Below are 14,740 nucleotides of genomic sequence, written 5' to 3'. Positions count from 1 at the left end.
GTCGAAGGGCGCTTCTCGGATAGGCGCCCTTCGACAAGCTCAGGGCTACGGTGTTTTTAGACTAGCGCGCCTCGAAATGCGTCGCCGGTTTGGCGTCGCGCGTCGTGACCAGATAATCGAAGCCGAGCAGCAGGAAGCGCGGGAAGCTTGCCAGCTCGCGCAGCGCCTTGCCCTGCAATTTGTGGCGCAGCGGCGCGAGCGGGATCAGTACATGGCCGGTCGCGGGCAGGCTGTCGCGCGCGATGCCGGCGGCATCGAGGATCGGGCCGATCGCTTCGTCCTCATAGGGCGCGACGGCGGTAAAGGCGGTCGGCGACGGCTTCACCGTGCGGACGCGGCCCGCCATCGGCACATAGGCGATGTGGAGCGAGGTCTTGCCATTGGCGGCGGCGAGGCCGGGGAGCAAAGATCCGATGTCATAGATCGACGTCGGCGTCGTGCCGCGCCCCATATGATAGGCGCCCATCTTGAACAGCACGGCCGGCCGGTTCGGCGCTGCATCGCGAAAAGCGCGGAGGAAAATGTCGCGCATCAGCGCCGCGCGCACCTCATTATTCTCCAGATAGCGGCCGCTGTCGTTGAGCTGGTAGATGGTGGCGCTGTTCGCGAGCGCGTCGATGATCGCCAGCGCCTCGACATCGCCGGTGAAGCGCCGGCGCAGGTCGGCGAAGTCGGCCGGCGTCGCGGTCTGGAGCAGGATCGTGTCGAACTGGCCAGCGCCCAGCGCCGCCTTGTCCTTGTCGCGCCAAGCGGCCAACAGATCCAACGTCGCCCGGTCCTTCGTGTGTTCGGCGAGCAGGTCGAGCAGGATGGCGGGTCCGCCGACAAATTCCTGGTCGATGCCCCATAGCCGCCCCGCGCGCGCGAAAGGCAGCGCGAGCGCCGCATCGTCGGCGTTCGACAGGAAGGGCATGGCATAGGGGCGTCCGGCGAGCGATCGGCCGAGCGCGTCAAGCCCGCCGTCGCGCAACCTGTGCGCGGCCCAGCGGGTGGTGACCGGTCCGACCTCGACGACATGATAGAGCGGGCTGGCACCCGGCAGCGCGGCGGCATCATGCGCCAGCGCCATGCCGAGTTCGGGCGACCCCGCAAAGCCATGATCCTCGCCGAGCGCGATGAATTGCGCATTGGCCAATTCGGCGCGCAGGCGCTCGCCACCCGGCCCCGACAGGCCGTCTGCGGAAAAGGCGATCGGCAGGATCTCGACGGGCTCGGCCGGGGCGGGATCGGCGGCGGCGAGCGAGGCAAGGGGCAGCGCCGCGACCAGCACGGCGGCGAATGCGGATTTCCAAATTGTCATGCCGCGCTCCTGTTTTTGCCAAACTGTATTGTTATAGCAATACAGTCAAGCGAAAAGCGGGGCGTGTCAGTCGCGGCGATGCGCGAGCGAGCGTGCGGTGGCGAAGCTCTGCGTCACGAACAGGGTGACCAGGATGCTCGAGATGACAAGGCCGAACAGGTCGAAGGGCGAAAAATTGGTGCCGCCGACGTCGGCGCCGCCGATGACCGGCATCAATGCAGTCATCGTCATCAGCATCAGCCGGAGTTCGGTGGGCCCGCCCGCCATGTAGGACAGGCGGAATTCGCCAACGACCTTCGCGGCGAGGAAGCTGTGGATGGCAAGCAGCAGATATCCGATCACCGCGATCAGCGCGACGTCGAAGCGCATATAGGGGCTGAGCCCGATGCTGCCGACCATGATGAAGATGGCGAGGCCGTCGACGCTATGATCGACGAAATAGCCATAGGAGGGCCGTTCGATGCGGCGCCAGCGGGCGAGGCTGCCGTCGAGCGAATCGCCGAACCAATGAACAAAATAGCCGCCGATCGAAAGCGAGAGCCACGCGGGACTCAGCCAGCTGAGCATATAGCCCATCGCGACCATCACTGCGCCGAGGAAGCCCAGCGTGGTCAGCTGGTCGGGGGTGACCCAGGCGGGAAGGCGCGGGCAGATCCAGTTGAGGACGCGGCGTTCGCCGCGTGCGAGAATATTCTGCTGGATGCGGACAGTGGGGGTCGCCGCCTGCGGGGGGATGCTGCTCATGTCGGCCTTTCGTCGGGACTGTCACATCTGTGTCAGCCAGACGTCACGCCCCTGTCATAGGCGCAATCCTGGGGCAGGGGAAGGGCAGCGCGGGCGGCTTCGTCGCCGCATCGTCCCGGTCGGGCGCGGATGACGGGGGTTTCGGGGGAATAGCCGATGCGCGGACGCGCCAGCACGCCCGGCGTCAGCCGTTTCGGGCCAGAGACCGAATGGCGCCGCTCAATCCTGCCAGGGGCCGATTTCGCCGACGTCGCCGATGACGCGGTAGCGCACGCCGTCGCCCTGCCAGGCCACCTCCCACATCGGCGCCGGGCGCGCCCATTCGCCGATGACGAACAGTGGAATCCGGTTGGCGGCGACGAAAGCGAGATCGTCGGCGGTCGGCCCGGGCACGACCGTTTCGGACCTTTGGTGCAGCCGGACGATCGCCAATGTGCCCGCAGGCGGCGCGGGCAGCGACTGGCGCACCGGCATCGCCAGGCTGCCGCCGATTTCGGGATTGCCGCGACCGTCGCGCGACAGGATCAGGATCTTGTCGGCGGTGGGATAGGGGCCGCCGACCGGACGCCCCGCGACCTTGCGCCCGTTGAGCGCCGCGAACAGGCGCATATCTTCCTCGGCGATCGCGGGGATCGCGACAGGCTGCGATACGGTCTCGACCACCGGCGGCGGTACGGGCGCGGGGTCGGCGGGCGACAGCATGGCGAGAAGCAGGGCGATCATGGAACGGGCCTTGTCGCGGCTTACATGAGCGCCGGCAAGATCTTGCTTGCCTGCGCCTCCGGTATTTCGGTCAATATCTCGTACAGGCTGCGCTTCGCGATGCAGACGTCGGCGTCGGGCGCGGTGTCCGTCCCGATCGCCGCGCGCAGCCGCGCTTCGGACAGGCCCGAACGATCGATGATCTTGCCGACGACCTCTCCCGGAATGCTGAAATTCTTGTGCACCAGCGGCCATTCGCGCGCGCCATATTCGTCGTGGACGACCGAGAACATCTGATAATCATAGTCGGGCGAGATGCCGGCATCATTGTTGACCTGCCGCAAATAGGAGCGCGGATTGGCGAGGAAAGCGGCGCAGGCTTGCGGGTCGCTCTGCAGTCCCTTGAGCGTGGCGGCGCGGAATTTGGCATCGGCGACCTGCAATTTATACGGCAGCTTATCGATGATGTAGAAATAGATCTCCTGGATTTCCTTCATCATCAAACGATCGCGTTCGTCGCCCATCGCGTCGAACCGGGCCCCGGCCTCCGCCAGCTTTTCATAGCTCTGTGGACTGTTTTTCTGCAGCGTGACGATGGTGCGCCCATCTTCGGCGGCCTGCGGAAACCGGCTTTGCAGGAATTGCAGGACATTGGCCTCCGCCGCAGCGGTCTTCGCGAGGCTCGACGCGGCCATTTCCTGCGAGCGCGTTGCCGCGTCCTCGCTGCCGATCATGCGGCCGACCGCCGAGAGGAAAAGCGCGACGAAGACCAGCCAAACCCATGGGTTCGGGCCGCTGGGCGTGCCGCCCGCCACCTTCTTTTCCCAGCGCGCGACCAGTTCGGGCTGCCAATGCTCCTGTTCGAGCCAGGGATAGTCGCGGCGGATCGTCCCGATCAGATTGGCCATGCGCGACTTGTCGACCGCGCGCGTCCACAACGGGCCCTGCGGCTTGCCGCGCGTGAGTTCGACCCATTCGCGGTGATAGGTGTGACCGGGGGTGCTGAGCTCGCGCACCAGGCTCTGGCCCTCATGCGCGTTGAACAGCCAGGGGATGGCGGGATGGATGCCGAGTTCGTGCGCGCGTTCGCCCCAATCGAAATGGGCGGCAATGCGCGGGAACAGGTCGGCGCCGCGCGGATAGCGGTCGGCCAGCAGTTGCGCGAGCCAGACTTCGACGCGCGCATAATGACCGAGGTCGCCCAGTCGGTCGTCGGCGAGCAGGGCGTCGAGATGCTGCCGGAGTTCGAGCGATTCGTCGCGCGTAAGCTCGCCATCGCCGAGAAACAGCGCGACAACGCGGTTGAACCTCTTGTCGTCCTCGTCGCTATATTCGACCGTGAAGACCGGTTTTTCGGCGGGCTCGGGTTGGGGAATCGGTTCGGCGGCGCGCGGCGCGTCGCTTTCGCCGTCGGGCAGCGGCGTGCCGAGCCCGAAATCATCCTCCTCGGCGCCATCGCCGGGGGGCAGCAGAAATTGCCCCGACAGCGCCGCGTCGCGGGCGTCGCGCAGCGCCATATAGGCCTCGGTCTCGGCCTCGTGGTCGAGCGCCTTGAGCTTGCGCGAATAGGTTTCGCGGATTGCCTTGCGATCCTCGGTCGGTTCGATCTCGAGGATGGTCCATGGCCAGTGCGGCGCGGTCACAGCCGGAAATCCTTTTCGAGCTCCTCCAGCGCGGCGGAGAAGGCGGTGCGCGCCTGTTCGATCGTGCGCGGGTCCTGCGTTTCGATCGCCCCTTCGAAATCGAGCAGCATACGGCCGATATGCTCGCGCCGCTCGTCGATGAATTCCTCGTAAAGCCGCGCGGCCCAGCCGAGCACATATTGATTTTCCGCCGCGTCGCGCGGGTGGGTCTTGAGCGCGGCGAGCTGGCCGCGCCGCGCCTCGAGCTGTTCGGGGCTCAGCGCATCGCTGTCGTCGGTGATCAGCATCGACCGGGTCTCGCCGGTCTCCGGGATCGTGACATCGACATCGAGCAGCCCCGAGGTGTCGTAGGTGAAACGGCAATCGATCGAGACATGCCCGGCGGGCTTCTTCGGGATCGGGAACTCCATCGTGCCGAGCAGGATATTGTTCGCGACCTCGCGCGATTCGCCCTGATAGACGTTGAGTTTGATGTGCGTCTGATTGTCCGACATCGACGAATAATTGTTCGTGCGGCTGATCGGCGTCGGGCTGTTGCGGCTGATGATCGGCGAAAACAGCCCGCCGCGCAGCCGTCCGTGGCTGTCATATTCGGTGACCTCGACCCCCAAAGTGAAGGGGCAGATGTCGGTCAGCCGCACCTCTTCGAGCGCGACATTGCGTTCGACCAGCCCGGCCTGGACCGCCGCGCCGATCGCGACGGCATGGTCGGGATGGACGACATGGTTCGGGAATCGCCCGAACATCTTGGTGATCGCCTTGCGCACGATCGGCATGCGCGTCGCGCCGCCGACGAGGACGATGTCGCTCAGCGCCTCGATGCGCAAATTGCTGTCGCGCAGCGAACGCAGGATCGGATCGCGCAGCCGGACGAGCAAGGGCTCGGCGAGTTTCTCGAAGGTCGCGGCGTCGATCGCCAGCTCGAACTGCCGGTCACCCAGGGTCAGCGTGACATTCGCCGCGTCATGGTCGGTCAGCGTGCGCCGCGCCGCATCGGCGGCCTGGAACAGCCGCGCCTGCAGCAAATTGCTGCGGATGTCGGCGGGGAATTGATAGGCGTCGGTCCAGTGGGTGACGATCGCATTGGTGAAATCGTCGCCGCCCAGCCGGTTGTCGCCCGACGAGGCGCGGACCTCGACGATCGAATCGAACATCTCGACGATCGAGACGTCGAAGGTGCCGCCGCCAAGGTCGAAGACGAGGAAGGGTTCGCGATCCTCGCGGTCGGCGATGCCGAAGGCCAGCGCCGCGGCGGTCGGTTCGTTGAGCAGGCGCGCGACCTTCAATCCGGCGAGCTCACCGGCGCGGCGCGTCGCCTTGCGCTGCTTGTCGTTGAAATAGGCGGGGACGGTGATGATCGCCTCGGTCACCTCTTCGCCCGTCGCGGCCTCGATATCTTCCTTCAGGCTGCGCAGCACGATCGCCGACAGATCCTCGGCGCGGAAGGAAAAGCGGCCGATCTTGATGGTGCGGTTGGTGCCGATGAAGCGTTTGAAGCTGGTCACCGCTTCGCTCGGCTTGACGGCCCAATGGTTGAGTGCGGGTTTGCCGACGAGCGTCGTCCCGTCGGGCAGGATCGCCACCGCCGACGGGGTGAGCAGGTCGCCGAGCGCGTTGGGGATCAGTCGGGCCTCGCCATCGTCGAAAACTGCTGCTGCGCTGTTGGTCGTTCCCAAATCGATGCCGACGATCATTCTACCCCCGCAATATCCCTCAAGCGCTGCGCCGCAAACCGGCATAGCCGCGCCATGGCGCGGTCATGCCTTGCGACCTGCAATATGTGGTGGCGGCAATCAATGCAAAGTTGGCGGCGAAATCAATGCGCTTCGCCCCAGCTTTTGCCGGTGCCGATCTCGACCTCGAGCGGGACCGACAGCGTCAGCACGGGTTCGGCGGCGCCCATCATCACGCGGCGGATCACCGCGCCCGCCGCGTCTGCCTTGTCCTCGGGCGCTTCGAAGACGAGTTCGTCGTGGACCTGCAGCAGCATCTTGACGTCGGCGAGGCCCGCTTCGGCCAGCGCCGCCGGCATACGCGCCATCGCGCGCTTGATCAGGTCGGCGCTGGTGCCCTGGATCGGGGCGTTGATCGCGGCGCGCTCGCTGCCCGCACGCTCATTCTGGTTGGGCGCCTTGATGCGCGGGAACCAGGTTTTGCGGCCGAACAAAGTCTCGGTGTATCCCTTGGCGCGGGCGCTTTCGAGCGTGTCGGTGATATAGTCCGAAATGCCGGGGAAACGCTCGAAATAGCGCGCGATCAGCGCCTGTGCCTCGTCGGGGGTGACTTCGAGCCGGGCCGCGAGGCCCCAGCGCGAAATGCCGTAGAGGATCGAGAAATTGACCGTCTTGGCCTTGCCGCGGGTGTCGCGGTTGCTTTCGCCGAACAGCTCGATCGCGGTCGCGGCGTGAATATCCTGCCCTTGGGCAAAGGCTTCCTTCAGCTCGGGAACATCGGCCATATGCGCGGCGAGCCGCAGTTCGATCTGGCTATAGTCGGCGGCGATCAGGACATGGCCGGGCGCCGCGACAAAGGCGTCGCGGATCTGGCGCCCGGTCTCGGTGCGGATCGGAATATTCTGAAGGTTCGGGTCGGTCGAGGACAGGCGTCCGGTCTGCGCGCCGACGAGGCTGTAGCTGGTGTGGACGCGGCCGGTTTTCGCGTTGATCTGTTGCTGCAACGCGTCGGTATAGGTCGATTTGAGCTTTGCCAGCTGGCGCCATTCGAGGATCTTGCGCGCGATCGGCACGCCGTCGCGCTCCAACCGTTCGAGCTCATTCTGATCGGTCGACCAGTCGCCCGACTTGCCCTTGCGCCCGCCCTTCAGGCCGAGCTTGTCGAAGAGGATTTCGCCGAGCTGCTTGGGGCTGCCGATCGCGAAGGGCTGGCCCGCCAGCTCGTGGATCTCGCCCTCGATGCGCAGCATTTCGGTTGCGAACTCGCCCGACAGCTTCGCCAGGTAATCGCGGTTCACCATGATGCCCGCGCGTTCCATCGTCTCGACGATGGCGGCCAGCGGCCGGTCGACCATCTCATAGACGCGCGTCCCGCCTTCGAGAGGCAGGCGCAGCTTGAGCAATTTCCACAGCCGCCACGCGACCTCGGCATCCTCGGCGGCATATTCGGTGGCGCGGTCGAGCTGGACTTCGGCGAAGCTGATCTGCGACTTGCCGGTCCCGCAGACGTCCTTGAACGCGATGCAGCTATGATCGAGATGAAGCTTCGCCAATTCGTCGAGCCCGTGTTGATGCTTGCCCGCGTCGAGCGCGAAGCTCATCACCAGCGTGTCGTCATAGGGCGCGACGGTGATGTCGTGCTGCGCGAGCACGCCGATGTCATATTTCAGATTATGACCGACCTTGAGCACCGCATCGTCGGCGAACAGGACGCGCAGCCGATCGAGCGCGTCGCGCATCGGAATCTGCTCGGGCTTCTCCGCGAACATGTCGGTGCCGCCATGACCGAGCGGGATGTAACAGGCCTTGCCGGCGCCGGTCGACAGGCTGACCCCGACGAGGTCGCCGGTGACGCTGTCGAGCGTCGCGGTTTCGGTATCGACCGCGACGACATGCGCGGCGCGGGCGTCGGCGATCCAGCGGTCGAGCGCTTCCACTGTCGTCACGCATTCATAGAGCGAGCGGTCGATCGCGGGCATCGGTGGCAGCGTCGGGGTCGAGGGCGCACCCGATGCGGCGACCGGCGCGGCGCTTGCGCGCGGCAGGGTCGGTGGGCCACCCGGGGTCGCGCCGACATCGATCTTGGCCGACAGCGAGCGGAAGCCATGTTCGTCGAGAAAGGCCTTGAGCGGCGCGGGCGGGATCGCGCCGAGCTTGAGCTGGTCGAGCGTGTCGGGCAGCGGCGTGTCGCGTTTCAGCTCGACCAGCACCCGCGACAGTCGCGCCATATCGGCATGTTCGATCAGATTGTCGCGCAGCTTCGACGCCTTCATCGTCTCGGCGCCGGCGAGAGCGCTTTCAAGATCGCCATATTCGACGATCAGCTTGGTTGCGGTTTTCGGGCCGACCCCGCGTACGCCGGGAACATTGTCGACGCTGTCGCCCATCAGCGCCAGCACGTCGCCGACGCGGTCGGGGGTGACCCCGAACTTCTCGTTGACCCCGTCCAGCCCGATGCGGACATTCTTCATCGTGTCGAGCATGTCGACGTGCGGCGAGCCGTCGGTGGGTTCACGCACGAGCTGCATCAAATCCTTGTCGGACGACACGATGGTGACGTCCCAGCCCGCCGCGACGGCGGCCTCGGTATAGCTCGCGATGAGATCATCCGCTTCGAATCCCTCGAGCTCGATACACGGCAGCGAGAAAGCGCGCGTTGCGTCGCGGATCAGCGGGAATTGCGGGCGCAGATCCTCGGGCGGCTCGGGCCGGTTCGCCTTATACTGGTCGTAGATGTCGTTGCGGAACGACTTGCTCGAGTGGTCGAGGATCACCGCGAGATGCGTCGGCCCGTCGGCGTCGTGCAGGTCCTTCGCCAGCTTCCACAGCATCGTCGTATAGCCATAAACCGCGCCGACCGGCGTCCCCTGCGGGTTGGTGAGCGGCGGCAGGCGGTGATAGGCGCGGAAGATATAGCCGGAGCCATCGACCAGATAGAGATGATTCTTTTCGGGCATGGCGCGGGATGTAGCAGGGGCGATGCGGCCTAGCGATAGTCGATCCGCAACTTTGCCGCCGCTACGACCGCTGCGGCGCGCGCGGCGTCGGTGGTGCCGCCCGCGACCTTGGCGAGGGTGACGCCCATGCGGCGGTACGGCCGCGTCACCGGCTTGCCGAAGATGCGGGCGTCGACCGAGGTTTCGGCATCGGGCGGGGTGAGCGCCTCGGCGAGGCCGGTGATCGCGAAATCGCTCGCGTCGCGGTCGGCGAGCAGGACAGCACTGGCGCTGGCGGCGGGAACCGCGATCGCGGGGATCGGCAGGCCGAGGATCGCGCGGGCGTGGAGGTCGAATTGCGTCAGCGACTGCGAGATCAGCGTCACCATGCCGGTGTCGTGCGGGCGGGGCGAAAGTTCGGAAAAGATCACCGCGTCGCCCTTCACGAAAAACTCGACCCCGAAGATGCCATGCCCGCCGAGCGCGTCGACGACCTTGGTCGCCATGTCCTGCGCCGATTGCAGCGCGGCGGTCGACATCGCCGCGGGCTGCCAGCTTTCGCGATAGTCGCCGCGTTCCTGGCGGTGGCCGATCGGCGGACAGAAGGCGACGCCCTGCGTGTGGCGCACGGTCAGCAGGGTGATCTCATAATCGAAGTCGATGAAGGCCTCGGCAATCACGCGCAGCCGGTCGCCGCGCATGCCGGCGGCGGCATAGTCCCACGCCGCATCGATGTCGGCCGCTGTCTTGACCGTACTCTGGCCCTTGCCCGACGAGGACATCACCGGTTTGACCACGAGCGGAAAGCCGATGCGGTGTGCGGCGGCGACCAGTTCTTCGCGCGTTTCGGCATATTCGAAGGTCGAGGTGGTGAGGCCCAGTTCGCTTGCGGCGAGGTCGCGGATCGCGTCGCGGTTCATCGTCAGTTGCGCGGCGCGGGCGCTGGGGACGACATGAAAGCCCTCGGCCTCGACCTCGGCGAGGATTTCGGTGCGGATCGCCTCGACCTCGGGGACGATATGGTCGGGGCGGTGCTTTTCGATCGTGGCGCGCAGCGCCTCGCCGTCGAGCATCGAGAAGACTTCGAAGCCATCGGCGACCTGCATCGCGGGCGCGCCTTCATAGCTGTCGCAGGCGATGACGCGGCAGCCGAGGCGCTTCGCCGAGATCACGAATTCGCGCCCGAGTTCGCCCGAGCCGAGCAGCAATATGGTGGCGGTGGGGGTCATGGCGCGCTCCGAAGCAAAGGACATGCCCGCGCTCTACTGAGGCGCGGGACGATTGGCCAGCCGATGCGTCACAGCGCGACGGCGCGAATGTCGGGAATGAGTTTCCACCACAGCAACGCGCCCAGCGCGGCGAGCGCGGCGGCCGATGCAAAGGCCCAGCCATAGCCGCCGAGATAGTCGATGATCAGTCCGGTGACGATCGGTCCGACGATGCCCGACACATTGCCCAGCGCATTTTGCACCCCGATCCAGCTGCCTGCGGCGCGCGGGCCGGCGAAGATCTGGCCGATGGCGAACAGGTTGGTTGCGATCAGCCCGGTGCCGACCCCGGCGAGCGCGAGCCAGGCGGCGAGGGCGAAAGCGCCGTCGCTGGCGCCGATCCCGGCGATCGCCGCTGCGGTCGACAGATGGCCCGCGATCATCAGCTTGCGGCGCAATTCGCCCTCTTCGGCGCCGCGCGCGACCATGCGGTCCGACAGCCATCCCGCGCCCAGCGCCACGATGCCCTGCGTCGTGAAGCCGAGCGTCGTCAGCGCCGTCATCTCGGGAATCGAATAGCCTTCGGTGTTGATGAGATAGAGCGGCAACCAGGCGAGGAGGAAGTAGAAGCCATAGTTGGAGAGGAAATGCACCGCCCCCATTTTCCACAGCGTACCGATGCGGAGCAGGTGCGCGAGGGGAACGCGTTCGGTGGCGGGCGCGGCGATGCTCCTGGCGCGCAGCGGCGCCGAGGCGATCTGCCAGGGGATCAGCCAGAACAGGGTGCCGAGGCCGAAGATCCAGAAAACCGGCCGCCATCCCCATTCGCCGAGGATCGCACCGCCGAACAGCACCCCCACCGCGGGGCCAAAGGCGAGCGCGGCGGAGACCGAGGCGTTGGCGATGCCGCGGCGCTCGGCCGGAACTTCGGCGGCGAAGATCTTGCTGCTGCCGGGAAAGGCGATGCTCTCGCCGAGGCCGAGGAACAGGCGGAGCAGGATCAGCGAAGCAAGCCCGCCGACAAAACCGGTGAGCGCGGTGCTGATCGCCCAGATGGCGACGCCAAAGGCAAAAACGCGGTAGACGCAGAAGCGGTCGCAGAGCCAGCCGACGAGCAGGCAGGCGGGCGCATAGACCCAGAAAAAGGCCGACACCGCGACGCCGAAACCGGTCGCCGACAGCTTCAGCTCTTCCTTCATCAGCGGCGCCGCGACCCCGATCGCGCCGCGATCGACATAGTTAAGCAGGACCGACAGCGCGATGAGCACGACGACCCAGGTCAGCCGCGCATTGCTATGGCGAGTGCCGTCGATGGTCGTTGCCATATTTGTCCCCTGCCCGGGGCCATGGCTATCACAGCGGCACGCCGAGGCCAGAAAAATCGGCCACAGGATTGGACGCAAGATACGGGACGCCATGGGCGTCGGACCTTGCCATAAGCCGGGCAACGCCGTTCAAGGATCGAGAGCATGACGCATATTGCCAAAACCATCTGGTCGCCGGTGGGCGAATTGACCCTCGTCGCCGACGCCGCGGGGCTCGCCGCCATTCTGTGGGAGAATGATCGGCCGGGCCGGGTGCCGCTCGGGCCGCTGCGGGAAGGGGGCGACCATCCCGTCCTCGTCGAGACCGAACGCCAGCTTGGCGAATATTTCGCGGGGGCTCGCCGCCGCTTCGATGTGCCACTGTCCTTTGCCGGGACCGATTTCCAGAAGCGCGTCTGGGCGGCGCTGCTGACCATCCCGTTCGGCGAAACGCGCAGCTATGGCGAGATCGCGACCCAGCTGGGCAAGCCGAGCGCCTCGCGCGCGGTCGGCGCCGCCAACGGCCGCAATCCCATCTCGATCATCGCGCCGTGCCACCGCGTCATCGGGTCGGGCGGGCAGCTCACCGGTTTTGCGGGCGGGCTGGAGGCGAAGAAATATCTGCTCGAACTGGAAGGATAGCGCGCCGCCACTCAGTCGATCCGACGCCAATGCCCCTTGCGGTCTTGAGCGGCGAGTCCGGCGCGTTGACCGTCTATCCGCCGAATTGGTCGCCCTGGAAGGTCGTCGAATAGGTCATCGCACGGTCCTGCATCTATCCGTCCGCATTGCCGACCCGCGTCGTGAAGCCGCCATCGACCGGCAGCAGCGCGCCGGTGATATATTTGGCCTCGTCCGACGCCAGGAACAGCGCGGCATAGGCCGTGTCCCATGCGTCGCCCATGCCGCCCTTTAGCGGCACGCGCGCGTCGCGCGCCGCCCGCGCCTGGGCAGCGGATGCGGAGGTCGCGGCCGCCGTCGCCGAAATCGCCATCGGCGTGTCCATCAGCCCCGGCAAAATCGCGTTGCAGCGCACGCCATGCGCGGCGTTCGAGCTCGCGACCGCGAGCGTCAGGCGGTTCACCGCCGCTTTCGAGACCATGTAGGCGATCGCGGTATCGCCCGCGACCGACGCGAGCGAGGAGATGTTGACGATCGATCCGCCGCCGCGCGCGCGCATGATCGGGATCGCCGCCTTGATCGTCAGCCACATGCCCTTGAGGTTGACGTCGAGCGTCGTGTCGAATGCCGCCTCAGACGCCATGTGCGGCGGGCCGTCGGCTTCGGCGCCGGTGATGCCGATCCCGACATTGTTGACGAGAATGTCGATCTCGCGCCACCGCGCCAGCGCAGCGTCGAAGATACCCGCGACATCATCGGCGCGGACGATGTCGGCGGCGTGGCTCCACGCCGTGCCGCCCTCGGCGGCGATCGCCGCGACGGTGTCGTCGGCGCGCGCAAGGTCGCGGTCGACGCACAGGACGTCGGCGCCTTCGCGCGCGAACAGCATTGCCATCGCGCGGCCATTACCGATCGTATCGCCCGGGGTTTGCCCGGCGCCGATGATGATCGCGGTCTTGCCTTCCAGTCTTGCCATCATACTTAACCTTTCAGATCGGGATCGAGCGTCAGGCCAGGGTCGAGCTGGACCCCGAAGCTGTTCAGGAACATCGACACCTGTGTGTACTGACCCGCCGTATAGACTGCGTCCATGCACTGGGTTTCGTCGAACTGCGCGCGCAGCTGCGCCCAGGTCGCGCCGCTGACGAAATGATCGGCGATCAGCTCGTCGGCCATATGGATCAGCGCGGCTTCGCCCGGTTCCCATCCCGCCTCCGCGCCTTGCTTGATGCGTGCGATCTCGTCGGCCGACAGCCCCGAATGGAGTCCGATCTGCTCATGCTGGGCGAATTCATAGCCTGATTTGCACAAGAAACCGACGCGCAGGATAACGATCTCACGCTGGCGCGGGGTCAAACTGCCGTTCGGGGCGAGGATATAATTGCCCCAGGCGAGGAACGCCTTCAGCGCTGCGGGGGTGCGAACAAGGGTCGCGAAAATGTTGAGCAGCGGCATTTGAGCGAGCAGCGGCGCGAGGATCGCACGTTGTTCTTCGGTCAGTTCGTCTTCGCGCAGCGGCGCGATGCGGGGGGCGTCTAATCGCATGAATCTCTCCGTATCTTTATGTCAGTGGGCGAGGCGGCGCGCGATCCACGCGCCGGCTTCGGCGATCGCGGCGGGGCCTGATGTGGGCAGCGCGAGGTGGAAGAGCGGCCAGGCGTGGACCATCTCGGCCCAGACATGCAGCTCGACGTCGAGCCCCGCGAGCGCGGCGCGCTCGGCGAAGGCGGTGGAATCGCTGAGGAACAGCTCGTCGGTCCCGACCTGGATGAGCAGCGGCGGCAGCCCGGCAAGATCGGCCTTCACCGGCGACACCAACGGATCGTCCGCCGAAGCGCCATCGCCCAGATAGGCGGTGACGCATCGGTCGAGCGCCGCGCGCGTGATCATCGGGTCGTGCGGCGCGCGGGCTTCATAGGATTCGCCTGCGAGGGTCAGGTCGAGCCACGGGCTGAGCAGATAGGCCCCGGCGGGCAGCGGCAGGCCGAGTTCCCGAAGCTTCAGCAGCAGCGCGACGGTCAGATTGCCCCCCGCGGACTCGCCGCCGACAACCAGCTGGTCGGCGGCGAACCCCTGACCCAGCACATAGCGATAGGTCGCGACCGCATCGTCGAGTCCCGCCGGATAGGGATGCTCTGGCGCCAGCCGATAATCCATGTTGAACGCAACGACCCCGGCTGCGACGGCGAGGCGCGACACCAGATGCCGGTGGCTGAGCGCGCTGCCGAAAATGTGGCCGCCGCCATGATGATAGAGCAAGGCGCGGCTCGTGTCGGCGCCGTGCGGGGTGATGCGCTCGCCGCGCACGCCGTCGGCGACGATCGGCTCGATCACGCAATCCTCTGCGAGCGGCATCGCGCCATGGAAGGCGTCGAACTGCGCCCGTTCTTCTTCGACACTCACGGGCTCCGCCGCGCGAAATGCGGTCATCGCGGCCATTTGTTCCTTGAACGCGGCTATGTCTGGATCACGTCCGATCATCTCACCCTCATATATGTTTTTTACAATTGAGTGCAAACAGTCTCCTATTCGATATTTCGTGTCAAGCGAATAGACGCAGCCCGGCTATCCGCGCCGGCGATATGCTGGCGCGGATAGGAAAAGATCGG

At 66.2% G+C, this 14,740-nt stretch carries 12 protein-coding genes; 1 reads left to right on the top strand and 11 read right to left on the bottom strand.

Annotated features, from left to right (window positions below; translation table 11 throughout):
* Positions 1–61: 61 nt before the first annotated feature.
* The 8 genes from ACREB7_RS06575 to ACREB7_RS06540 form a co-directional block, all read right to left on the bottom strand.
* Positions 62–1,300 carry a hypothetical protein gene (locus ACREB7_RS06575; RefSeq protein ID WP_431591493.1) on the bottom strand — a complete coding sequence of 413 codons (1,239 nt, stop codon included), beginning with the start codon at positions 1,298–1,300 and terminating at the stop codon, positions 62–64.
* A gap of 66 nt (positions 1,301–1,366) precedes the next feature.
* On the bottom strand, positions 1,367–2,044 hold the full coding sequence (locus tag ACREB7_RS06570; RefSeq protein ID WP_431591492.1) for a CDP-alcohol phosphatidyltransferase family protein: 678 nt from the start codon (positions 2,042–2,044) through the stop codon (positions 1,367–1,369).
* 219 nt (positions 2,045–2,263) lie between these two features.
* On the bottom strand, positions 2,264–2,767 hold the full coding sequence (locus ACREB7_RS06565; RefSeq protein ID WP_431591491.1) for a hypothetical protein: 504 nt from the start codon (positions 2,765–2,767) through the stop codon (positions 2,264–2,266).
* Positions 2,768–2,787: 20 nt separating this feature from the next.
* Positions 2,788–4,389: a hypothetical protein gene (locus tag ACREB7_RS06560; protein ID WP_431591490.1), complete on the bottom strand. Its 1,602-nt coding sequence runs from the start codon at positions 4,387–4,389 to the stop codon at positions 2,788–2,790.
* Complete coding sequence (locus tag ACREB7_RS06555; protein WP_431591489.1) at positions 4,386–6,083, bottom strand: Hsp70 family protein; 1,698 nt, start codon at positions 6,081–6,083, stop codon at positions 4,386–4,388. The genes ACREB7_RS06560 and ACREB7_RS06555 overlap by 4 nt, the downstream gene beginning before the upstream one ends.
* Positions 6,084–6,205: 122 nt before the next feature.
* A complete protein-coding gene (gene polA, locus ACREB7_RS06550) occupies positions 6,206–9,019 on the bottom strand; it encodes a DNA polymerase I (RefSeq protein ID WP_431591488.1) in 2,814 nt (937 codons plus the stop codon).
* A gap of 29 nt (positions 9,020–9,048) precedes the next feature.
* A complete protein-coding gene (gene purT / locus ACREB7_RS06545) occupies positions 9,049–10,227 on the bottom strand; it encodes a formate-dependent phosphoribosylglycinamide formyltransferase (protein ID WP_431591487.1) in 1,179 nt (392 codons plus the stop codon).
* A gap of 68 nt (positions 10,228–10,295) precedes the next feature.
* The gene (locus ACREB7_RS06540) at positions 10,296–11,531 is read right to left on the bottom strand and encodes an MFS transporter (protein WP_431591486.1); all 1,236 of its coding nucleotides are present in this window, start codon (positions 11,529–11,531) and stop codon (positions 10,296–10,298) included.
* Positions 11,532–11,675: 144 nt separating this feature from the next.
* On the opposite strand from ACREB7_RS06540, the gene ACREB7_RS06535 reads away from it, so the two are divergent.
* Positions 11,676–12,152, top strand: a complete 477-nt coding sequence (locus ACREB7_RS06535; protein ID WP_431591485.1) for a methylated-DNA--[protein]-cysteine S-methyltransferase — start codon at positions 11,676–11,678, stop codon at positions 12,150–12,152.
* 133 nt (positions 12,153–12,285) lie between these two features.
* Here ACREB7_RS06535 and ACREB7_RS06530 read toward each other — a convergent pair whose 3' ends face one another.
* The 3 genes from ACREB7_RS06530 to ACREB7_RS06520 are packed head-to-tail and all read right to left on the bottom strand — an operon-like array spanning position 12,286 to position 14,561.
* Positions 12,286–13,107 carry an SDR family NAD(P)-dependent oxidoreductase gene (locus tag ACREB7_RS06530; protein ID WP_431591484.1) on the bottom strand — a complete coding sequence of 274 codons (822 nt, stop codon included), beginning with the start codon at positions 13,105–13,107 and terminating at the stop codon, positions 12,286–12,288.
* Between the two features lie 5 nt (positions 13,108–13,112).
* Positions 13,113–13,676: a carboxymuconolactone decarboxylase family protein gene (locus ACREB7_RS06525; protein ID WP_431591483.1), complete on the bottom strand. Its 564-nt coding sequence runs from the start codon at positions 13,674–13,676 to the stop codon at positions 13,113–13,115.
* Between the two features lie 21 nt (positions 13,677–13,697).
* Entirely contained in the window at positions 13,698–14,561 is an 864-nt protein-coding gene (locus tag ACREB7_RS06520) for an alpha/beta hydrolase (RefSeq protein ID WP_431591482.1), read from the bottom strand.
* Between the last annotated feature and the right edge of the window lie 179 nt (positions 14,562–14,740).

It is taken from the genome of Sphingopyxis sp., from assembly GCF_050725615.1.
Lineage (GTDB): Bacteria > Pseudomonadota > Alphaproteobacteria > Sphingomonadales > Sphingomonadaceae > Sphingopyxis.
This window is presented reverse-complemented; position numbering and strand designations above follow the sequence as displayed.

Excerpts from the sequence above, each read along its gene's own strand:
- ACREB7_RS06575 (WP_431591493.1), bottom strand. The coding sequence starts at position 1,300 with ATGACAATTTGGAAATCCGCATTCGCCGCCGTGCTGGTCGCGGCGCTG.
- ACREB7_RS06570 (WP_431591492.1), bottom strand. The coding sequence starts at position 2,044 with ATGAGCAGCATCCCCCCGCAGGCGGCGACCCCCACTGTCCGCATCCAG.
- ACREB7_RS06565 (WP_431591491.1), bottom strand. The coding sequence starts at position 2,767 with ATGATCGCCCTGCTTCTCGCCATGCTGTCGCCCGCCGACCCCGCGCCC.
- ACREB7_RS06555 (WP_431591489.1), bottom strand. The coding sequence starts at position 6,083 with ATGATCGTCGGCATCGATTTGGGAACGACCAACAGCGCAGCAGCAGTT.
- polA (WP_431591488.1), bottom strand. The coding sequence starts at position 9,019 with ATGCCCGAAAAGAATCATCTCTATCTGGTCGATGGCTCCGGCTATATC.
- purT (WP_431591487.1), bottom strand. The coding sequence starts at position 10,227 with ATGACCCCCACCGCCACCATATTGCTGCTCGGCTCGGGCGAACTCGGG.
- ACREB7_RS06540 (WP_431591486.1), bottom strand. The coding sequence starts at position 11,531 with ATGGCAACGACCATCGACGGCACTCGCCATAGCAATGCGCGGCTGACC.
- ACREB7_RS06535 (WP_431591485.1), top strand. The coding sequence starts at position 11,676 with ATGACGCATATTGCCAAAACCATCTGGTCGCCGGTGGGCGAATTGACC.
- ACREB7_RS06530 (WP_431591484.1), bottom strand. The coding sequence starts at position 13,107 with ATGGCAAGACTGGAAGGCAAGACCGCGATCATCATCGGCGCCGGGCAA.
- ACREB7_RS06525 (WP_431591483.1), bottom strand. The coding sequence starts at position 13,676 with ATGCGATTAGACGCCCCCCGCATCGCGCCGCTGCGCGAAGACGAACTG.
- ACREB7_RS06520 (WP_431591482.1), bottom strand. The coding sequence starts at position 14,561 with ATGACCGCATTTCGCGCGGCGGAGCCCGTGAGTGTCGAAGAAGAACGG.